This window comes from Pseudaeromonas aegiceratis, from assembly GCF_046254905.1.
Lineage (GTDB): Bacteria > Pseudomonadota > Gammaproteobacteria > Enterobacterales > Aeromonadaceae > Pseudaeromonas > Pseudaeromonas aegiceratis.
Window position 1 is genome coordinate 2,604,328 of sequence record NZ_CP158016.1, and the last position, 20,985, is coordinate 2,625,312.

Below are 20,985 nucleotides of genomic sequence, written 5' to 3' on the forward strand. Positions count from 1 at the left end.
AGGCCATCAATGTGGCCGAGGCCGAGCACACAGGCCGCCAGGGTAGCCGCCAAAACAAGTATAAAAAAGGCTTTAATTGCCAAGGTAACAGGGGCGGGGTAGGCTTGGGCAGCTGTTTTCTCGAGTGAACCCCCCGGCCCCATGGATAAATTGCGTCAACGCACCCTGACCCGCTGGCTGCGTCAGAGCAGCCACCAGGCTCGCCCCTGGCTCGGCATCACCCTGCTGCTAGGCACACTGTCGACCCTGGTCATCCTCGGCCAAGCCTACCTGCTGGCGCGCCTGTTGCACTGCATCATCATCGACCATCAGGATAAGCACAGCCTGCTCATGGGCATCATGGGGCTGCTGCTGCTGGCCCTGCTGCGTGGCCTGCTGGCCTGGGGCAAGGAGCAGACCGCCTTCCTCGGTGCCGCCCGGGTGCGCCAGGGGGTGCGTCGCCAGGTGCTGGACGCCCTGCAGGCCAGGGGGCCGGCCTACCTGCAGCAGAAGCCCGCCGGCAGCTGGGCCAGCCTGCTGCTGGAACAGGTGGAAGATCTCCATGACTTCTACGCCCGCTATCAGCCCCAGGCCATGCTGGCGGTGATCCAGCCGCTGCTGATCCTGCTGGTGGTGTTTCCGGTGAACTGGGCCGCCGGCCTGATCCTGCTGGCCACCGCCCCCCTGATCCCCTTCTTCATGATACTCACCGGCATAGGTGCGGCCGATGCCAACCGGCGCAACTTCCAGGCCCTGTCCCGCCTGTCGGCTCACTTCCTCGATCGCCTCAAGGGCCTGGCCACCCTGCGCCGCTACCACAGGGCCGAAGCCGAAGGGGCCGCCATCGCCGCCGCCTCGGAGGATTTTCGCGCGCGCACCATGGAGGTGTTGCGCATGGCCTTCCTGAGTTCGGCGGTGCTGGAGTTTTTCGCCTCCGTCTCCATCGCCGTGGTGGCGGTCTACTTCGGCTTCTCGTATCTCGATCACCTGAACTTCGGCGACTACGGCCGCGGCATCTCCCTGTTTGCCGGCCTGTTCGTGCTGCTGCTGGCACCGGACTTCTTCCTGCCGCTGCGGGAGCTGGGCACCCACTACCACGCCAAGGCCCAGGCAATCGGCGGCGCCGACCAGATTGAGGCCTTCCTGAATCAACCTCTGCTGCAACCGCAACAAGGCGCGCTCCCCTTCCCGGCCAGCGGGGCCGTCAGCATAGAAGCTCGGGAGCTGGAGGTGCTGAGCGCCGACGGCCAGCGCCTGCTGGGCCCCTTGAGTTTCAGCCTGCCCGCCGGCTGCCGCACCGCCCTCATCGGCCGCACCGGCGCCGGCAAGAGCAGCCTGATCCAGGCCCTGCTGGGCTTTGCCCCCTATCGCGGCAGCCTGAGGGTCAACGGCCAGGAGCTGGCCGGGCTGGAGATGGCCAGCTGGCGCCGCCAGTTGGCCTGGCTAGGACAGAACCCGCGACTCATTCACGGCACCCTGCGGGACAACCTCTGCCTGGGGCTGGGCGCGGTCGACGAGGCGGCAATGCTTGACGCCCTGAGCCAGGCCGGTGCCCTGGCCCTGCAACAGGACAAGGGCTGGGACTATGCCATCGGCGAGCAGGCCGCCGGATTATCGGTGGGCCAGGCCCAGCGGCTGGCCCTGGCCCGCACCCTGCTGCACTCGGAGCGACAGACCGCCGGGCTCTGGCTGCTGGATGAACCCACCGCCAGCCTGGATCGCCTCACCGAACAGCAGATCATGGACGCCCTGGCCCCAAGGCTCGCCGGCCCCACCAGCCTGATGGTCAGCCACAGGCCCGAGCAGCTGCAGCAGGCCGAACGCTGGCTGCTGATCGAGGCCGGCCAGCTGGTGGCCGACGGCACCCCGGCGGAACTCGCCACCCATCCGGCCTATCGAAGGCTGCAGGCCAACGACCAGGAGACTCGCCCATGATCGCCGCCCTCCGCGAACTCTGGCCCTACCTGCGCCTGTATCGTCAGCACGCTCTGCCCCTGCTGCTGGGGCTGCTGCTGGGCCTGTTCACCCTGGCCGCCGGCATCGGTCTGCTCTCCCTGTCCGGCTGGTTCCTAAGCGCCTGCGCCGTTGCGGGGCTGACCCTGGCCACCCGGCAGAGCTTCAACTACATGTTCCCCGCCGGCGGGGTGCGCTTCTTGTCCATCATGCGCACCGCCGGGCGCTGGGCCGAGCGGGTGGTGAGCCACGACGCCACCTTCCGCCTGCTCACCAGCCTGCGCAGCCGCTTCTGGCAACAGCTGCTGCCCCTGCCGGCGGCACGGCTGCAGGGCTTCCGTCAGGCGGATCTGCTCAACCGCCTGGTCTCGGACATAGATGCCCTGGATCACCTCTACCTGCGGCTCATCACCCCCCTGCTCAGCGCCCTGCTGATGCTGCTGGCGCTGTTCGGCTTCCTCTGCCTGTTCGATGCCGGCCAGGGCGCCGTGCTCACCGGGGTCCTGAGTCTGCTGGTGGTACTGCTGCCCCTGGGCTTCTATCGCCTGGGCAAGACGCCAGGTCGCGCCCTGGCCCTGAGCCGGGCCCGGTTGCGCACCCAGTTGGTGGACTATGTGGACAACCAGGCGGAGCTGCTGCTGAGCGGTGCCGAACCCAGCCGGCGGGCCCGCCTGCTGGCGGACGAGTCCGACCTGCTGACCCAGCAGCGTAAGTTGGCCGGCCTGGGGGGCCTGGCCACCGGCCTGTTCCAGTCGCTGCTGGGCCTGGTCACGGTATTGATGCTGTGGCTGGCCGCCGATGGCGTGGGGGACGCGCCCCCCGGGCCCCTCACCGCCCTGATGGTGTTTGTCAGCCTGGCGGCCTTCGAGCTGGTGCTGCCGTTGGCGGGGGCCTTCACCCACCTCTCCACCACATTGACCGCCGCCCGGCGCTTGAACGAGATCACGGCGCCCGGTGAGCGGCTAAGCTACGGCGAGCACCCCACGCCGGCCCGCGACGGCGGGCTGCAGATCCGCGAACTGGCCTTTGCCTACGGCACCGGCCCCCGGGTACTGACGGACCTGTCCCTGGATCTGGCGCCGGGGCAGAAGCTGGCGATTTTGGGTCCCACCGGCTGCGGCAAGTCCACCCTGCTGGGGCTGCTCACCCGGGAGCTGGCCCCCGCCGGCGGCACCCTCACCCTGGACGGCCGGCCTCTGGCGGACTATTCGGAGGCCGCCCTGCGGGCCTCCATGGCGGTGGTTGGCCAGCGGGTCCATCTGTTCAGCGCCACCCTGGCGGACAACCTGCGCCTGGCCAAGCCCGCGGCCACGGACGATGAACTGCTGGCAGTGCTGACGGCGGTGGAGCTGGATCGCCTGCTGCCGGAGGCCGAGCCCCGCAAGGCCCTGGCCCTGTGGCTGGGGGAAGGGGGCCGGCAACTCTCCGGCGGTGAGCTGCGCCGGCTGGAGCTGGCCCGCGCCTTGCTGCACGATGCGCCCCTGCTGCTCTTGGACGAGGCCACCGAGGGGCTGGATCCCGGCACCGAGCAGACGATCCTGGATCTCATCCTGCGCCACGCCCAGGGCAAGAGCCTGCTGATGATCACCCACAGACTCACCGGCCTGGCCCAGATGGACCAGATCGGCCTGCTGGAGGACGGGGGCCTGCGCCGCCTGGCCACCCATGGCGAGCTGCTGGCCCAGGACGACCACTACCGTCGCCTGCATCACCAGTTGGCCTAGCCGACTGGAGCCCAAGGGGAGGCTGGCCCTATAATGGTCGCCTCCCTCACGCTCAGGATGCCCCATGCGCAGATTACCCCTTGCCCTGCCCCTCTCGCTCTCCCTGGTCCTGCTGACCGGTTGCAGCATGTTCAGCTTTCACACCAACATAGACAAAGAAAACTTCACCGAATACTTCAAGCCGGGCACGGTCGCCCTGGTGGAGAAGGCCCAGCTGGAGGATCTCAACTACGAGGTGCTGGGGACGGTGGAGGCCGAGTCCTGCCAGGCCGATGCCGACCAGCCGGTGCCGAATCTGGGGGATGCCAGAACCCAAGCCCGGCGCAAGGTGGCGGACATGGGGGGGAACGGTTTGCTGATGGGCAAGTGTGTCACGCTGGAGCAGACCGCCGACTGCCTCAGCAGCCTGCTGTGTTACGGCCAGGCCCTCAAGGTGGCGGAGCCGGCGCAGTGAGTCAGACGGCCCTGCACCAGCTGCAGGCGGTGGGACGCATCCACTCCCCCTACAAGGAGAAGTTCTCCGTGCCCCGCCAGCCTGGGCTGGTCACCGCAGGCGAGGCCCGGCTGCAACTGCTGCCCCCCTTCGACGATCCCCTGACCCTGGAGGGCATCACCCAGTTCTCCCACCTCTGGCTCCTCTTCGTGTTCCATGAGTGCCTGGAACAAGGCTGGCAGCCGCGGGTGCGGCCGCCGCGCCTGGGCGGCAATCAGAAGGTAGGGGTGTTCGCCACCCGCAGCCCCTTCCGCCCCAACGGCCTGGGACTGTCGGTGGTGCGGTTGCTGGGCGTCACCCAGGCTGCCGATGGCCTCTGGTTGGAGCTCGAAGGGGTGGATCTGGTGGACGGCACGCCCATAGTGGACATCAAGCCCTACGTGCCCTTCGCCGACAGCCTGCCGGCGGCCGATGGCGGCTTTGCCCCGGCACCGCCGGCCACCCGGGAGGTGAGCTTCACCCCGGAAGCCCAGGCGCAGCTGGCCCAGGCCAGGGCGCAACATCCCACGCTTGAGACCTTTCTCGTCCAGGTGCTGGGCCAGGATCCCCGCCCCGCCTACAAGCAGCAGGCCGAGGATGCCCGGGAGTACGGGGTGCACCTGTATGATTACAATGTGCGCTGGCAGGTACAGGCTGGCCGCATCCAGGTGCTGGCCATCGATCCCTGGCAACAGAGCCCGGACAAGACCATTGAGGTGACCGAATGAAACGACTATTCCTGCTGCTGCCCCTGGTACTGGCCGCCTGTGGCCCCGCCCAACCCGATAAGGCGACCAAGCCCAGGCCGCTGGAGAGCCAGCATCAGGCCCTGGAACAGGCAAAGGGGCTGGAGCAGCAACTGCAGCAGCAGGCGGACGCCCAAAAACAGGCCATCCAGCAACAGATCGACGGCCCCCAGAAATAACCAAACCATCTTAATGGTTGTGATCCGCCGGCCAGCTCGTTAGCATGGCCGGCTTTTTTATGACCAGCTGAAACCCTAGGGATGGCACCATGTTTCAATTTCCCCACTTTGCCGGGGCCAACACCCGGCAGGATCTGCTCTCCGGCCTGACGGTGGCCCTGGCCCTGGTGCCGGAGGCGGTGGCCTTCGCCTTCGTGGCCGGCGTCTCCCCCATGATAGGTCTGCACGCCGCCTTCATGATGGGGCTGATCGCCGCCCTGCTGGGGGGCCGTCCGGGCATGATCTCCGGCGCCACCGGCGCCATGGCGGTGGTAGCCGTCTCCCTGGTGGCGGAGCACGGGGTGGAATATCTGTTCCTGGCGGTGCTGCTGGCCGGTCTGCTGCAGCTCACCGCCGGCCTGTTCAAGCTGGGCAAGTTCATCCGCCTGGTGCCTTATCCCGTGATGATCGGCTTCGTCAACGGCCTGGCCCTGGTGATCTTTCTGGCCCAGCTGGGGCAGTTCAAGGTGCCGGATGCCAGCGGCCAGCTGCACTGGCTCGCCGGCCCGGATCTCTACCTGATGCTGGGGCTGGTGGCCCTCACCATGCTGATCATCTGGGGCCTGCCCAAGCTCACCACCGCCGTGCCCGCCTCCCTGGTGGCCATCCTCACCATTACCCTGCTGGTGCAGGGGCTGGGGCTGGAGACCCGCACGGTCGTCGATTTTGTCCGTGGCATGACCGGGGATGCCGGCGCCAGCCTGGCCGGCAGCCTGCCGGCCTTCCACCTGCCTGAGGTACCCTGGAACCTGGCGACGTTGCAGATAGTGCTGCCCTATGCGGTGATCCTGGCGTCGGTGGGCCTCATCGAGAGCCTGCTGACCCTGAACCTCATCGACGAGATGACCCAGACCCGGGGCAACGGCAACCGGGAGTGCCTGGGCCAGGGGCTGGCCAACGTCACCAACGGCCTGTTTGGCGGCATGGGGGGCTGCGCCATGATAGGCCAGTCCATGATCAACATAGAGTCCGGCGGGCGCGGCCGCCTCTCCGGCATCAGTGCCGCCGTGCTGCTGATGGCCTTGGTACTGTTCGGCGCGCCCCTCATCGAGCAGATCCCCCTGGCGGCCCTGGTGGGGGTCATGTTCATGGTGGTGCTGGGCACCTTCGAGTGGGCCAGCTTCAAGATGATGGGCAAGGTGCCCAAGCAGGACGCCTTCGTCATCCTGCTGGTGACCCTGGTGACCCTGCTCACCGATCTGGCCCTGGCGGTGTTCACCGGCGTCATCGTCTCGGCCCTGGTGTTTGCCTGGCAGAACGCCCGCCAGATCCGCGCCCAGCGCTGCCAGGAGGGCGAGATCCTGGTCTACCGGCTGAGCGGCCCCCTGTTCTTCGCCTCCAGCCGCCGCTTCGGTGAGCTGTTCAGCCCCCAGCAGGATCCCCAGCAGGTGATCCTGGACTTTGCCGACTCCCGGGTGTGTGACCACTCGGCCATCGAGGCCATCGACAGCCTGGCGGAGCGCTATCAGCAGGCGGGCAAGCGGCTGCAGCTGCGCCACCTGAGCCCGGACTGCCGCCGTCTGCTGCGCCGGGCCGGGGATCTGGTGGAGGTGGATTTGACCGAAGATCCCCTGTATGCGGTGATCAGCGAGCTGCAGGACTAGGCGCCCGCATTAACGACAAGGGGACCCTCGGGTCCCCTTGTGGTTTTTGACGGCCTTACAGGCTCGCCAGCTCGGCGATGGGCGGCCTGCCGCGGGATTCGAGAAAGTCCAGCAGGGCGCGAGGGGAACGGTTCAGCAGGCGCTCCACCGGGAAGCCCACCTCCGCCAGCAGGGCCTCCCCCTGAACATGGTTGCCCAGGTCGAAGGCGATGTGGGCGTCGGAGCCCAGCACCAGGGTGGCCCCCAGATCCCGCGCCAGCTCGGCGATGCGCCGGCAGTTGCTTTCGCTGCCCACCCGGGAGTGCAGGAAGGAGGAGTTGTTGATCTCCAGCGCCACGTTGAACTTGACCGCCGCCGCCACCACCGCCTCCATGTCGATGGGAAAGCTGGGGTTGCCCGGGTGGCTGATGATGTCCACCATGCCGCCGCGCATGGTGTTGATCATGGCCCGGGTGTGCTCCTCCTGGCTGCTGGGGGGGAACACCGGCTGGTGAAAGCCCGCCAGTACGATATCCAGGCAGCCCCGCAGCCGCTCGTCACAGTCGGTCTCGCCGAACAGGTTCTTGATGTTGGCTTCCATGCCGCGGAGGATGCCGATGCCGTCCACCAGCCGTGGCACCACCTTCAAGTTGATGAAGTGCCAGGGATGGGGGGCATCGGCCATGGCCGGGCCGTGATCCGTGGTGGCAAACAGGCGGATGCCCTTGTGCCTAGCCTCGGCCAGGTAGTCGTGCAGTGTGCTGTAGGCGTGGGTGCTGGCCACGGTGTGGCTGTGGACATCGACGAGAAACGGCATGGAAAAACCCTCTTAAACAACCGGCCACAGGATAGCACAGGCCGACCGCCGGGCGGCACAGCCCCCGCGCGTGAGTGAAGACTGACGATCCGCACGCCCACGCCGGCAATTTCCCCTTTATGCCCAAGGCCCTGGCCTGCTAGAATTTCCGGCCATTCTGTTCTTAAGTCTATCGCCCGTGGCGGCGCCCAAAGGTCCAAGGATATGCGTACCAGTCAATATCTGCTCTCCACCCTCAAGGAAACTCCCTCCGACGCCGAAGTGGTCAGCCACCAGCTGATGCTGCGAGCCGGCATGATCCGCAAGCTGGCCTCCGGCCTGTACAACTGGCTGCCCAGCGGCCTGCGGGTGCTGAAGAAGATTGAAAACATCGTGCGGGAAGAGATGAACAAGGCCGGCGCGGTGGAAGTTTCCATGCCGGTGGTACAACCGGCCGAGCTGTGGCAGGAGTCCGGCCGCTGGGAGCAGTACGGTCCCGAGCTGTGCCGCCTCACCGACCGTCACAACCGTCCCTTCGTGCTGGGCCCGACCCATGAGGAAGTGATCACCAACCTGGTCCGCTACGAGGTGAACAGCTACAAGCAGCTGCCCCTGAACCTCTACCAGATCCAGACCAAGTTCCGCGACGAGGTGCGCCCCCGCTTCGGCGTCATGCGCGGCCGGGAATTCCTGATGAAGGACGCCTATTCCTTCCACATGGACAAGGCCAGCCTGGTGGAAACCTACGAGAAAATGCACGCCGCCTACTGCGCCGCCTTCAGCCGCATGGGACTGGATTTTCGTCCGGTACAGGCCGACACCGGCTCCATCGGTGGCACCGGCTCCCATGAGTTCCAGGTGCTGGCGGACAGCGGCGAGGATCTGATCGCCTTCTCCACCGGCTCAGATTACGCCGCCAACATCGAGATGGCCGAGGCCCTGGCCCCGGCCGGTGAGCGCCCTGCCCCCGCCGCCGCCCTGACCCAGATTGCCACCCCCAACGTGCACACCATCGACGAGGTGTGTGCCTTCCTCAAGGTGGACGCCAAGCAGGTGGCCAAGACCCTGCTGGTGCTGGGTGAACCCGACGAAGCCGGTGAGCAGCCGGTGATCGCCCTGGTGCTGCGGGGTGATCACGAACTCAACGAGGTGAAGGCCGAGAAGCAACCCGGCGTCGCCAAGCCGCTGACCTTCGCCAACGAGGCCCAGATCCAGGCCGCCGCCGGCTGCGACGCCGGCTCCATCGGTCCCAAGGGGCTGAGCTGCCGGGTGATCGTGGACCGCAGCGCCGCCCATCTGGCGGACTTCGTCTGTGGCGCCAACCTCAACGGCCATCACCTGACAGGTGCCAACTGGGAGCGTGACATCCAGGGCTTCGAGGTCGCCGATCTGCGCAACGTGGTGGAAGGCGATCCCAGCCCCTGCGGCCAGGGCACCCTGCTGCTCAAGCGCGGCATCGAGGTGGGCCACATCTTCCAGCTGGGCACCAAGTACTCCGAAGCCATGAAGGCCACCGTGCTGAACGAAGAAGGCAAGGCCACCGTCATGGAGATGGGCTGCTACGGCATCGGCGTCTCCCGCCTGGTGGCCGCCGCCATCGAACAGAACAATGACACCGCCGGTATCATCTGGCCGGATGCCATCGCCCCCTTCGAGGTGGCCATCATCCCCATGAACATGCACAAGTCCCACCGGGTCGCCGAACTGGCCGAGCGTTACTACGCCGAGCTGAAGGCCGCCGGGGTGGACGTGCTGTTTGATGACCGCAAGGAGCGTCCCGGCGTCATGTTCGCCGACATGGAACTCATCGGGATTCCCCACGCCATCGTCATCGGCGAGCGGGGCATCGACAACGGCGTGGTGGAATACAAGTCCCGCCGTGACGGCAGCAAGCAGGAGGTGGCCATCGACGCCATCGTCGCCCAGCTGACCGCCCGCCTGGGCCGCTAACCCCGTCCAAGCCGAGAGAGAAGGCCCCATCGGGGCCTTTTTTTATGGCCGCACGGCAAGAGTCAGCATCGCGCTCGCCCCCGCCTCACCATAGGCCAGAGGAAAGACCTGGCCACAGGTCGGCGGTCGCTATCCTGTAGTTCCTCCCCGCTGGTCTTCCCGCCTAAAATCCCGAGGAATAAACAAATTGGCACGGCTTTTGCCATATAGAGTCATAACGTCAAAAAATCGTGGAGATGTCGGATGGAAAGCCTTCAACTGGTTGCCGCCTATGGCCGTGGCCCCGAGCTGCCGATCGGCCATTTTACCGGCTTTAGCGCCATCTCCAGCCTGGAACGGCTTGAACTGATGGAAAGCCTGATGGGACAGGATGACCCAATCCGCCTGCTGCAAACTTTTGCCGGCTGGGTCGTCAACTTCTTGCCGGTTTGCCGCCTGGAATACAACCACCGCGGGCAAACCCAGCTGCTGGTAGAGGGTCCTCAGGGGGAGAGCCAACTGTTGATCCCCTTGCAGGATCGGCTCAATCACAACATGGGGGAGCTGAGCTACGGCCTGGTGGCCCCCCTGCAACAGCATCACCACCGCCTGCTGCAACAGCTGCATCAGATCCTGATCTACCCCCTGCGCCTGCTGCTGCGCATCGCGGAGATGGATCTGCTGAGCCGGCAGGATCACCTCACCGGCATCGGCAACCGGGCCAGCTTCGACGAATCCCTCTCCCGGGCCATAGAGCTGAGCCAGCGGCAGGATAATGGCCTGCTGCTGTTGCTGCTGGATCTGGATCACTTCAAGCAGATCAACGACACCCACGGCCACCCAGTGGGGGATCGGGTGCTGGTGCGCTTCGCCGAGCTGGCCAATCAGGCCATCCGCAGTACCGACCTGGCGTTCCGCTTAGGGGGGGATGAGTTTGCCCTGCTGCTGCAACCGGCGGATCCCTTCGCCGCCAATCGCGTGGCCAGTCGTCTGCACCAGCTGCTGGCCCAGGACAGGGAACTCCAGGCCTGGCAGGTGGACTTCAGCTTCGGCCACGCCGCCTGGCAAGCGGGCATGGACAGCCTGGGGCTGTACCAGCTGGCCGATCAGCAACTGTATCTTAACAAGGCCCGTCCGCGCTAAGCCGAAGCCGATCGCCAGATGAGTGTCGCCCGCGCCTCGCCTTGCCGAGGCGCGCCCGCCTCACAGACCAGCTTGCCGGCAATCGCCACCGGCACCTCGCCGTAATAGAGCACAGGCCAGCGGGCTCGCAACCAGGGCGCCACCCCCAACTCCTGCCATAGCTTCTTCAGCGGCCGCGAGCCGCCGCGGCCCACCGGGCGCAGCCGGCTGCCCCCCGGCAGGCACCAGCGCAGGCTGACCGGCTCATCCACATCGGGTAGCCGCAATTCCCCCGCCTCCCATACCCTGAGCCCAGCCCAGCCCAGCTCCGCCGGCAGCCGGCACAGGCCATTCACCGTCAGGGATACCTGGCCCGGCGACAAGAACCCTTGTTTGGCCACCTGATGCAAGGCATCGGCATAGCGATACAGGGTGCCGCCGGCCCAGTGCAACGCCGGGGTGGCATCGGCCTGGGCCTGGACCAGCTGGGGCCAGATGCTGAGCAATTGGGTCTCGCTGGGCACGGTGCCGGTTTGTTGACGCAACCAATGGCGCAACAGATTGTGCCGTCGGGGCACGGAGAGGGTCGCCAGCGGCATCAGCGCCAGGCTGGCACCCGCCCCCTGGCATGACGCCAGATCGGCCTGGGCCAGCTCGTCGGCCAACGCCGCCTGCTCGGCACACAGCCGGGCCGTGCGGCTGGCCGCCTGGGCAAAGCCCGGCCAGCGTTCCTGCAAGGACGGCACTATGGCATGGCGCAGAAAGTTGCGATCAAAGTCCAGATCGGCATTGCTCTCATCCTCGATCCAGCTCAAGCCCGCCGCCTCGGCCCAGGCCGCCAGCTCGGCGCGGCTGTGACCCAGCAGAGGCCGGATCAGCGCACCGCCGGCAAAGGCTTGCCGCCGCCCCATGGCCGCCAGTCCCCGGGGGCCGGCACCGCGCTTCACCGCCAGCAGCAGGGTCTCCAGCTGATCATCCTGGTGGTGCGCGGTCAGTAAGCGCTCACCGGGGGACAGCCGGGCCGCCAGGGCCCCATAGCGCGCCTCTCGCGCCACCGCCTCCAGACTCTGCCGCGGACCGCACGCCAGCCGCAACCGCACCACCGTCAGCGGCACATCACAGGCATCGCAAATTTGCTGGCAGTGGGTCGCCCACCCATCGGCGTTAGGGCTCAGCCCATGGTGTACATGTACGGCCCTGAGCGAATAGCCAGGCTGGCTGTCCCGCAGGGCCACCAGCCAGGCCAAGAGCACCCGGGAGTCCAGGCCACCGCTGTAGGCCAGCAGCAAGGGGCCCGGCGGCAACAGCTGGCGCAGTTCTGTGAGGGGCACGGCGGGTAACATGGCGACTCCTTAGGCAAAGACCCAGACAAAAAGGCCGCCCCGAGGGACGGCCATCTGCTGCTGGGCGGGCTTAGCAGTAGCCATAGCCCATCAGGCGCTGATAGCGCTGGGCGATCAGCTCCTCAGCGGTGAGCAGGCGCAGCTCGGACAAGTCCGCCAGCAGGCGGGTCTTGAGGTGGGCCACCATCTCATCCAGGTTGCGGTGGGCACCGCCCAGGGGCTCGGGGATGATGTTGTCGATGAGCCCCAATTCTTTCAAGCGCTGGGCCGTGATGCCCATGGCCTCGGCGGCCATGGCGGCCTTGTCGGCGCTCTTCCACAGAATGCTGGCACAGCCTTCGGGGGAGATCACCGAGTAGGTGGAGTACTGCAGCATGTTGACCCGATCCCCCACGCCGATGGCCAGGGCACCGCCTGAACCGCCCTCGCCGATCACGGTGCAGATCACCGGCACCTTGAGGCCGGACATCACCTTGAGGTTGCGGGCGATGGCTTCGGACTGACCGCGCTCCTCGGCCCCCACACCCGGATAGGCCCCCGGGGTGTCGATGAAGGTGATGATGGGCATCTTGAAGCGCTCGGCCATCTCCATCAGCCGCAGGGCTTTGCGGTAGCCCTCGGGCCGCGGCATGCCGAAGTTGCGCTTGATCTTCTCCTGGGTATCCCGGCCCTTCTGCTGGCCAATCACCATCACAGGCTCATCGTCGAAACGGGCCACCCCGCCGACGATGGCCTTGTCATCGGCATAGGCGCGGTCACCGGCCAGTTCGTCGAACTCGGTGAACAGGCGGGCTATGTAGTCCTGGGTGTAGGGACGCAGGGGATGACGGGCCAGCTGGGAGATCTGCCAGGCACCCAGATCGCCGAACAGCTTGCGCGTCAGCTCCTCGTTCTTCTTCTCCAGCCGCGCTATCTCTTCGGAGAGATCCACGTTGTTGCCCACGCCGCTGCTCACATGCTTGAGCTCATCGATCTGCGCCACCAGCTCGGCGATAGGCTGTTCAAACTCGAGGTAATTCAGATTCATAGTCAATTCCGAAATCGCTACTTAAAACATGAGCTCGACCGCGGACTTGCCCAGCAAGCCCCGCAGGTCGTCCAGTAGTTGATCGGTCGGCGTCACCCGCCACTGGGTGCCCAGGGCCAATTGCGCCTGGACGCCCGGTTTGCGATAGCATACCTGAACCGGGCAGACCCCGGCACGGTGTGGCTCCATTATTTCCATAAAACGTTGGAAAAAACGGCCGTCGATCTGATTGTTATCCAGTTGCAGCCGCAGTTGCCGGGCATGTCTGGCCCGGGCCTCGGCGATATCCATGACATCACGGGCCGACATTTTAAGGCCACCGGAGAAGTCGTCAAAGCCGACCTGTCCGCTGACCACCAGGATGCGGTCCTTTTCCAGTAAGGGTTCGAAGCGCTCCAGCGCCTCGGAGAACAGGGTCACGTCCAGCCGACCGGAGCGATCGTCCAGGGTCATTATCCCCATGCGGGTACCACGCTTGGTGACCATGACCCGAGTGGCGATCACCAGACCCGCCGCCGTGGTGATCTTGTCCCGGTCCGTGGGATGCAGATCGCACAGCCGCGCCGAGGTGTAGTGCCTGAGCTCCGCCTGGTATTGGTTGATCGGGTGACCCGTGAGGTAAAGCCCCAAGGTCTCCCGCTCCCCATCCAGCCAGACCTTGTCCGGCCACTCGGGCACCTGGGCGAACACCGGCGGCGGCACCACGGCGTCGTCGGCGAACAGATCGCCGAACAGATCGTTCTGCCCCAGGGCCTGATCCTTGGCCTTCTGCTCGGCGGCCTTCATGGCTTCCGGCAAGGAGGCCATCAGGGCGGCTCTGTGGGGCCCCAGGCGGTCCAGAGCACCGGCCAGCACCAGCTTCTCCATCACCCGCTTGTTGAGGCGCTTGATGTCCACCCGGTTGCAGAAATCGAACAGATCCCGGAAGCCACCGCCGGCATCCCTTGCTTCGAGAATCGCCTCGATGGGGCCTTCCCCCACCCCCTTGACTGCACCTATGCCGTAGACGATGTGGCCCTGTTCATTGACGGTGAAACGGTAGCGCCCGGTGTTGACATCCGGGGGTATGATGGTGAGCCCCATGCGCTGACACTCGTCCACCAGGGTCACTATCTTGTCGGTGTTGTCCATGTCCGCCGTCATCACCGCCGCCATAAACTCGGCGGGGAAATGGGTCTTGAGCCACAGGGTCTGATAGGAGACCAGGGCATAGGCGGCGGAGTGGGACTTGTTGAAGCCGTAGCCGGCGAACTTCTCCACGAGGTCGAAGATCTTCATCGCCAGCTCGCCGTCGACGCCGTTCTTCACCGCCCCTTCCTCGAAGCCGGCCCGCTGCTTGGCCATCTCCTCGGGCTTCTTCTTCCCCATGGCGCGGCGCAGCATGTCGGCGCCCCCTAGCGTATACCCCGCCAGCACCTGGGCGATCTGCATCACCTGTTCCTGGTAGAGGATGATGCCGTAGGTGGGATCCAGGATGGGCTTCAGGCTCTCGTGCTGCCAGGTGGCATCCGGATAGGAGATGGCTTCGTTGCCGTGCTTACGGTCGATGAAGTTGTCCACCATGCCGGACTGCAGGGGCCCCGGACGGAACAGGGCCACCAGGGCGATCATGTCTTCGAAGCAGTCGGGCTTGAGGCGCTTGATCAGATCCTTCATGCCGCGGGATTCCAGCTGGAACACCGCCGTGGTCTCACAGCCCAACAGGGTCTTGAAGGAGGCCGGGTCATCCAGCGGGATGGCGGCGATATTCACCGGCTCCCTACCCTCCTGTGCCAGCCTGGGGTTGATCATCCCCAGGGCCCACTCGATGATGGTGAGGGTCCGCAGCCCCAAAAAGTCGAACTTCACCAGGCCCGCGTATTCCACGTCGTTCTTGTCGAACTGGGTCACCGGGTTCTTGCCTTCGCCGTCGCAGTACAGGGGGGCGAAGTCGGTGATCTTGGTGGGGGCTATGACCACGCCACCGGCGTGCTTGCCGGCGTTGCGGGTCACCCCCTCGAGCCGGCGGGCCATGTCGATGAGGGCCTTGACCTCCTCGTCCTGGTTATACAGCTCCGGCAGCTTGGGCTCGGCCTCGAAGGCCTTGTCCAGGGTCATGCCCGGATCCGGCGGCACCAGCTTGGAGATGCGATCCACGAAGCCGTAGGGGTGGCCCAGCACCCGACCCACGTCGCGAATGGCCGCCTTGGCCGCCATGGAGCCAAAGGTGATGATCTGGGACACCGCCTCCCGGCCGTACATGTCCGCCACATGCTCGATCACCTTGTCCCGGCGATCCATGCAGAAGTCCACGTCGAAGTCGGGCATGGAGACCCGCTCGGGGTTCAGGAAGCGTTCGAACAGCAGGTCGAATTCAAGCGGATCCAGATCGGTGATCTTGAGGGAGTAGGCCACCAGGGAGCCCGCCCCCGAGCCCCGGCCAGGTCCCACCGGGATGCCGTTATCCTTGGACCACTGGATAAACTCCATCACGATGAGGAAGTAACCGGGGAAGCCCATCTGGTTGATCACCTTGAGCTCCACCTCGAGGCGCTCATCGTATTCGGGACGTTTCTCAGTCCGCACCGCCGGATCCGGGAACAGGAATGCCAGACGCTCCTCCAGCCCCTCCCTGGACTTCATCACCAGGAAGTCTTCGGTGGACATGTCGCCGGTGGGGAAGTTGGGCAGGAAGTATTCACCCAGGCGCACAGTGACGTTGCAGCGCTTGGCGATCTCCACCGTGTTGGCCAGGGCCTCCGGCAAGTCGGCAAACAGCGCCACCATCTCGTCGACACTGCGCAGATACTGCTGGCGGCTGTAGCGCTTGGGGCGACGGGCGTCATCCAGGGTGTAGCCATCGTGGATGGCCACCCGGATCTCGTGGGCCTCGAAGTCTGACTCGTCGCGGAACACCACCTCGTTGGTGGCCACCACGGGCACCCCCTGCTCGCCGGCCAGCTTCACCGCCATGTGCAGGTAGCTCTCCTCGTCGGTGCGCCCGGTGCGGATCAGCTCCAGATAGTAGCGATTGGCAAAATGCTGCTGATAGAAGGCCAGGGTCTGGGCCACCATGGCCTGGTTGCCCTTGAGCAGGAAGCGGCCCACGTCCCCCTCCCGCCCGCCGGAGAGCAGGATGAGGCCGGCGGAGAGCTCCGCCAGCCAGGCCTTGTCCACCACGGCCCGGCCCTGGACATGGCCGCGCAGGTAGGCGCGGGAAATGAGCTGCACCAGGTTCTGCTGACCGTCGTTGTCCATGGCCAGGGCGGTGAGGCGGTAGAGTTCGTCCCCCAGCTCGGGGCTCTGCAGCCAGAGATCGGCGCCGACGATGGGCTTCATGCCCTTGCCGTGGGCCTCGCCGTAGAAGCGAACCAGGCCGCACTGGTTCATCTGATCCGTCAGGGCCATGGCCGGCATGCCAAACTCGGCGGCGCGGGCCACCAGGGGTTTGACCTTCTGCAGGCCATCGATCATGGAAAAGTCGGAATGCACCCGCAGGTGAATGAAACGTGGCTCCGCCATGGTTGGGCTCCCTCGAGTGATCAGGCCAGGCCTAGGGCCAGGCGCACGGGTCTGAAGCTGCGACGGTGGTATTCGGTCACCCCGTATTGGGCGATGCGCTCCAGGTGCAGGGCGGTGGGGTAGCCCTTGTGCTGGGCAAACCCGTATTGGGGGAAGCGGGCATCCAGCGCCACCATCTCGGCGTCCCGGGTCACCTTGGCCAGGATGGAGGCGGCGCTGATCTCCGCCACCAGGCCATCACCCTTGACCACCGCCAACGAGGGCACGCCAAAATCCGGGCTGCGATTGCCGTCCACCAGCACCGCCTGGGCGGCGAGGGGCAGGGCCGCCACCGCCCGCTGCATGGCCAGCATAGTGGCCTTGAGAATGTTGAGTTCGTCGATCTCCGCCGGCGAGCAGCGACCGATGGCAAAGGCCAGGGCCTTGTCCTGGATCTCGTCATACAGCGCCAGCCGCTTCTTCTCCGAGAGCTTCTTGGAGTCGGCCAGGCCGGTAATGGGCCGGGTCGCATCAAGGATGACGGCGGCAGTCACCACGTCCCCCACCAGGGGGCCGCGGCCCACTTCGTCCACACCGGCCACCCGCAACAAGGCCGGATCCCAGGGATAGCTAAAGCTCATGCCACCTCCAGCAGTTCCAGCACCGCCTGGGCGGCCTGGCTGTCGGCATCACAGCGGATGAGCTGATGCAGCCGGGTGAATTCATCCAGCAGGGCCTGGTTGTCGCCATTCAGGCGCTCGCCGAGCGCGGCGGCGATGGCCGCCGGGGTGCAGTCGTCCTGGATGAGTTCCGGCACTATATGCCGCCCGGCCAGCAGGTTGGGCAGGGAGAAGGTGCGGATCTTGACGAGCTTCTCCGCCAGCCAATAGGTCAAGGGCTTCACCTTGTAACCCACCACCATGGGACGTTTCACCAGCATGGCTTCCAGGGTCGCGGTGCCCGAAGCCAGCAAGATGGCCTCGGCGGCGGTCATCACCTCACGGGCCTGACCGTCGAACAGCTGCACCGGCAGATCAGGATAAGCCTGCAGCATGGTCTCGAACTGGGCGCGGCGCCGCGCGTTGACCAGGGGCACGATAAAGGTCAGCTCGGGGAAGCGCCCATGGAGCAAGGCACAGGCTTCCAGGAACACCTGGCCCAGCATGCCCACCTCCGCCTGCCGGCTGCCCGGCAGCACGGCCAGATAGCGCCCCTCGGGCGACAAGCCCAGAGTAGCGCAGGCGGCGGCCCGGTCGCTCACTAGGGGAATGGCATCCGCCAGGGTATGGCCGACGAAGCGGCAGGGTGCCTGATGCTGGTCGTAGAAGGCCTTCTCAAACGGCAGGAAGGCCAGCACTAGGTTGGTGGCCGCCTTGATCTTATGAATGCGGGATTGCCGCCAGGCCCACACCGAGGGGCTGACGTAATGCACCGTCTTGATGCCGGCGTCTTTCAAGACCCGTTCCACCCCCAGGTTGAAGTCGGGGGCATCCACGCCGATGTAGAGATCCGGCGGGTTGGCCTTCAGCGCCCGGATCAGCTGCCGCCGCACCTGCAACAGCCGCGGCAGCCGACCCAGCACCTCGACCAGGCCCATCACCGCCAGCTCTTCCATGTCGAACAGGCTGTCGATGCCCAGGGCCTGCATGCGCGGGCCGGCGATGCCGACAAATTCAATCTGGGAGTAACGGCTACGCAAGGCCTGCATCAGACCGGCAGCAAGAATATCGCCGGAGACTTCTCCGGCGACAATGGCGATACGCAGGGGACGAGGCTCGGCCATGATCAGCGGACGATGCCGCGCTCGTTCTGCTTGAGGAAGTCCACCAGGGGTTGCACCGCGGCCTCTTCTGCGGCCAGCGTCGTCAGCTCGGCCATGGCCTCTTCCACCGTCAGTCCCTGACGGTAGAGCACCTTGTAGGCCTTCTTCACCGCGGAGATGGCCTCGGGGGTGAAACCGCGCCGCTTCAGGCCTTCGCTGTTGACGCCAAAGGGCTTGGCATAGTGACCGGCGGCCATCACGTAGGGCGGCACGTCCTTGTTCAGGGCGGCCATGCCGGCGACGAAGGCATGGGAGCCGACGCGACCGAACTGGTGAATGGCGGACAGGCCGCCGAAGATCACCCAATCGCCCACGGTGACATGGCCGGCCAGGGTGGCGTTGTTGGCGAAGATACAGTCATCGCCGATCACGCAATCGTGTGCCACGTGCACGTTCACCATGAAGAGGTTGCGGCTGCCCACCTTGGTGAGGGCCTGATCCTGCACGGTACCACGGTGGAAGGTGCAGTGTTCGCGGATGACGTTGTCATCGCCCACTTCCAGGAAGGTGCGTTCACCCTTGTACTTCTTGTCCTGGCAATCCTCGCCGATGGAGCAGAATTGATAGATCTTGTTGCGCCGACCCAGCTTGGTCGGGCCCTTGATCACCACATGGGAACCTATCCAGGTCCCCTCCCCGATCTCCACCTCGGCCCCGATCTGGCTCCAGGGGCCGACCTCCACCCCCGGACCAATCTTGGCACCCGGGTGGACGATGGCGGTTTCATGAATCACGGCACTGGCATCGATCACGTATCAGCTCTCGCGTTTGGCACACATCAGTTCGGCGGTACAGACAATCTCGCCATCCACGGTAGCAACGCCGGTAAACTTGGCGATGCCGCGACGTTCCTTCAAGAACTCCACATCCAACACCAGCTGATCCCCCGGTACCACGGGACGGCGGAAACGGGCATTGTCGATGGAGGCAAAATAGTACAGCTCGTTGGGACCCGGCTTACCAACCATGCGGAAGGCCAGGATACCCGTGGCCTGCGCCATGGCCTCCAGGATCAGGACCCCGGGCAGCACGGGTTTCTGGGGAAAGTGGCCCTGAAAAAACGGCTCGTTAAAAGAGACATTCTTGATGCCGCGCAACACCTTGCGCTCATCGGAAATCTCGTAGCTGACCACACGGTCTACCAACAGAAAAGGATAGCGGTGGGGCAGCAGTTCCAGGATCTGTTGAATGTCCAGCTGATTAAGTTCGTTGCTCAAACCAGGTTCCTTTTTACTTTTGTTCTGGGTCCACCAGCTGTTTTTCCAGCCGGCTCAGGCGGGTGTGGAGTTCCTCCACATGCAGGAGCCGAGCGGCCATCTTGCGCCACTGCTTGTTGGGCTGGGCGGGCACGCCGGAGGAGTAGATCCCTGGCTCGCTGATGGAACGCATGACCATGGCCATCCCGGTGACGGTGGCCTGATCACAGATGCTAATGTGACCGTTGAGGACGGAAGCGCCGCCAATAATACAGTATTTGCCGATCTCCACGCTACCCGCGATGGTGGTACAGCCAGCAATCGCCGTGCCATAGCCGATCTCCACGTTGTGGGCAATCTGGCACAGGTTGTCGATGATGACGTTGTCGGCGATGCAGGTATGGTCGATGGCCCCCCGGTCGATACAGGTGTTGGCACCTATTTCCACCCGGTTGCCGATCCGCACGCCACCCAGCTGCGGTATCTTGATCCACTCACCCCGCTCATTGGCATAACCGAAGCCATCGGCGCCGATCACGGTACCGGACTGCACCAGGCAGTCCGCCCCCAGCCAGACATCATGGTAGAGGGTGACGTTGGCCCACAGGCGTGTGCCCTTGCCCAGACGGCTGGCCCGGCCGATGAAACAGCCGGGTCCCACAACAACCCCCGCCTCCAAGATGGCGCCGGACTCCACCACCACATTGGCCCCCAGCACCACATCGTCCGCCAGCTGGGCATCCGGCGCCACCTGGGCAGAGGCATGGATGCCACCGCTGGCCTGGGGCGGCGTGGTGTCCAGCAACTGGGCCACCCGGGCAAAGCCCACGTAGGGATCCGCCAGCACCAGGGCATTGGTCTGGCAGGCTGGCAGATCGGCGGCCTTGAGCAACACGGCCGACGCCTTGGTCTGCTGCAGGAAGTCCCGGTACTTGGCCGAGGTCAGAAAGGAAATGCTCCCCTCCTGGGCGGTTTCCAGGTTGGCGATCCGGCTGATGACAACCTGCGGATCACCGTGCAGCTCGGCACCCAGCTGCTGTGCCAATTCTCCAAGGGTCATGCTCATGAATTACTTGCCTTTACTCACTTGATCGATCACCTGCTGGGAAATATCTGCCTGGGAGCTGGCAAACACCACGGCCTGGCCGTTCAGCACCAGATCGTAGCCCTGGGCTTTGGCTATACCGTCCACGGCGGTCCGCACCTTGGCCAGCACCTGCTGCTGCTCTTCGCCGTAGCGACGCTGCTGGTCTTCCTGCAGGGCCTGGCCCTTCAGGTTGTAGTCGGATTGCATCTCGGCCAACTTGCGCTGCATCTTGGTGCGCTCATCGGCGCTCATGAAGGACTCGTCCTTCTTCAGCTTGGCGGCCATGGCCTGACCATCGCTTTCCAGACGCTGCAGCTCGCGCACCCGACCGTCAAACTCCTTCTTGAGCTTGGCTTCGATGGCCTTCATCTGCGGCAGCTCAGACATCACACGGGGTACGTTCACCACGGCAATCTTCTCGGCCATGGCGGCAGAAGAGAAACCCAGGCCCATCAGCGCCAGCCCCAGGCCGGCAACACGAAACATCTTATTCACTTACGACTCCTTG

General features: G+C 65.3%; 18 protein-coding genes. 8 read left to right on the forward strand and 10 right to left on the reverse strand.

Annotated features, from left to right (window positions below):
* Positions 1-141: 141 nt before the first annotated feature.
* The 6 genes from cydD (at position 142) to ABHF91_RS12305 (ending at position 6,696) form a co-directional block, all read left to right on the forward strand.
* Positions 142-1,914, forward strand: a complete 1,773-nt coding sequence (gene cydD / locus ABHF91_RS12280) for a heme ABC transporter permease/ATP-binding protein CydD (RefSeq protein ID WP_409420560.1) — start codon at positions 142-144, stop codon at positions 1,912-1,914.
* On the forward strand, positions 1,911-3,656 hold the full coding sequence (gene cydC, locus ABHF91_RS12285) for a heme ABC transporter ATP-binding protein/permease CydC (protein ID WP_409420561.1): 1,746 nt from the start codon (positions 1,911-1,913) through the stop codon (positions 3,654-3,656). The genes cydD and cydC overlap by 4 nt, the downstream gene beginning before the upstream one ends.
* Before the next feature lie 64 nt (positions 3,657-3,720).
* Positions 3,721-4,110: an Rcs stress response system protein RcsF gene (gene rcsF / locus ABHF91_RS12290; protein WP_409420562.1), complete on the forward strand. Its 390-nt coding sequence runs from the start codon at positions 3,721-3,723 to the stop codon at positions 4,108-4,110.
* The gene (gene tsaA / locus ABHF91_RS12295; RefSeq protein ID WP_409420563.1) at positions 4,107-4,856 is read left to right on the forward strand and encodes a tRNA (N6-threonylcarbamoyladenosine(37)-N6)-methyltransferase TrmO; all 750 of its coding nucleotides are present in this window, start codon (positions 4,107-4,109) and stop codon (positions 4,854-4,856) included. Before rcsF ends, tsaA begins: the two co-directional genes overlap by 4 nt.
* On the forward strand, positions 4,853-5,053 hold the full coding sequence (locus ABHF91_RS12300) for a hypothetical protein (protein ID WP_409420564.1): 201 nt from the start codon (positions 4,853-4,855) through the stop codon (positions 5,051-5,053). Before tsaA ends, ABHF91_RS12300 begins: the two co-directional genes overlap by 4 nt.
* An 89-nt stretch (positions 5,054-5,142) precedes the next feature.
* Positions 5,143-6,696, forward strand: a complete 1,554-nt coding sequence (locus tag ABHF91_RS12305) for a SulP family inorganic anion transporter (RefSeq protein ID WP_409420565.1) — start codon at positions 5,143-5,145, stop codon at positions 6,694-6,696.
* Between the two features lie 55 nt (positions 6,697-6,751).
* Here ABHF91_RS12305 and ABHF91_RS12310 read toward each other — a convergent pair whose 3' ends face one another.
* Positions 6,752-7,492: a phosphatase gene (locus ABHF91_RS12310; protein WP_409420566.1), complete on the reverse strand. Its 741-nt coding sequence runs from the start codon at positions 7,490-7,492 to the stop codon at positions 6,752-6,754.
* Positions 7,493-7,696: 204 nt separating this feature from the next.
* On the opposite strand from ABHF91_RS12310, the gene ABHF91_RS12315 reads away from it, so the two are divergent.
* Positions 7,697-9,421 carry a proline--tRNA ligase gene (locus ABHF91_RS12315; protein ID WP_409420567.1) on the forward strand — a complete coding sequence of 575 codons (1,725 nt, stop codon included), beginning with the start codon at positions 7,697-7,699 and terminating at the stop codon, positions 9,419-9,421.
* A 243-nt stretch (positions 9,422-9,664) separates the two neighbouring features.
* Entirely contained in the window at positions 9,665-10,543 is an 879-nt protein-coding gene (locus tag ABHF91_RS12320; protein WP_409420568.1) for a GGDEF domain-containing protein, read from the forward strand.
* On the opposite strand, the gene tilS is transcribed toward ABHF91_RS12320, so the two are convergent.
* The 9 genes from tilS to ABHF91_RS12365 form a co-directional block, all read right to left on the reverse strand.
* Positions 10,540-11,865 carry a tRNA lysidine(34) synthetase TilS gene (gene tilS / locus ABHF91_RS12325; protein WP_409420569.1) on the reverse strand — a complete coding sequence of 442 codons (1,326 nt, stop codon included), beginning with the start codon at positions 11,863-11,865 and terminating at the stop codon, positions 10,540-10,542. The genes ABHF91_RS12320 and tilS overlap by 4 nt on opposite strands.
* A 70-nt stretch (positions 11,866-11,935) precedes the next feature.
* Positions 11,936-12,892: an acetyl-CoA carboxylase carboxyl transferase subunit alpha gene (gene accA, locus ABHF91_RS12330; RefSeq protein WP_409420570.1), complete on the reverse strand. Its 957-nt coding sequence runs from the start codon at positions 12,890-12,892 to the stop codon at positions 11,936-11,938.
* 21 nt (positions 12,893-12,913) lie between these two features.
* The gene (gene dnaE / locus ABHF91_RS12335; RefSeq protein ID WP_409420571.1) at positions 12,914-16,393 is read right to left on the reverse strand and encodes a DNA polymerase III subunit alpha; all 3,480 of its coding nucleotides are present in this window, start codon (positions 16,391-16,393) and stop codon (positions 12,914-12,916) included.
* A gap of 20 nt (positions 16,394-16,413) precedes the next feature.
* Positions 16,414-17,013, reverse strand: coding sequence for a ribonuclease HII (gene rnhB / locus ABHF91_RS12340; protein WP_409420572.1), 600 nt, complete (start codon positions 17,011-17,013; stop codon positions 16,414-16,416).
* Entirely contained in the window at positions 17,010-18,155 is a 1,146-nt protein-coding gene (gene lpxB / locus ABHF91_RS12345; protein ID WP_409420573.1) for a lipid-A-disaccharide synthase, read from the reverse strand. The genes rnhB and lpxB overlap by 4 nt, the downstream gene beginning before the upstream one ends.
* A gap of 2 nt (positions 18,156-18,157) precedes the next feature.
* Positions 18,158-18,946, reverse strand: a complete 789-nt coding sequence (lpxA, locus tag ABHF91_RS12350; RefSeq protein ID WP_409420574.1) for an acyl-ACP--UDP-N-acetylglucosamine O-acyltransferase — start codon at positions 18,944-18,946, stop codon at positions 18,158-18,160.
* Between the two features lie 3 nt (positions 18,947-18,949).
* Positions 18,950-19,411 (reverse strand): 3-hydroxyacyl-ACP dehydratase FabZ, encoded by a 462-nt coding sequence (gene fabZ, locus ABHF91_RS12355; RefSeq protein WP_345011228.1) that lies wholly within the window; start codon positions 19,409-19,411, stop codon positions 18,950-18,952.
* Positions 19,412-19,424: 13 nt separating this feature from the next.
* Complete coding sequence (gene lpxD / locus ABHF91_RS12360; protein WP_409420575.1) at positions 19,425-20,456, reverse strand: UDP-3-O-(3-hydroxymyristoyl)glucosamine N-acyltransferase; 1,032 nt, start codon at positions 20,454-20,456, stop codon at positions 19,425-19,427.
* A gap of 3 nt (positions 20,457-20,459) precedes the next feature.
* Entirely contained in the window at positions 20,460-20,963 is a 504-nt protein-coding gene (locus tag ABHF91_RS12365; RefSeq protein ID WP_409423117.1) for an OmpH family outer membrane protein, read from the reverse strand.
* Positions 20,964-20,985 lie beyond the last annotated feature (22 nt).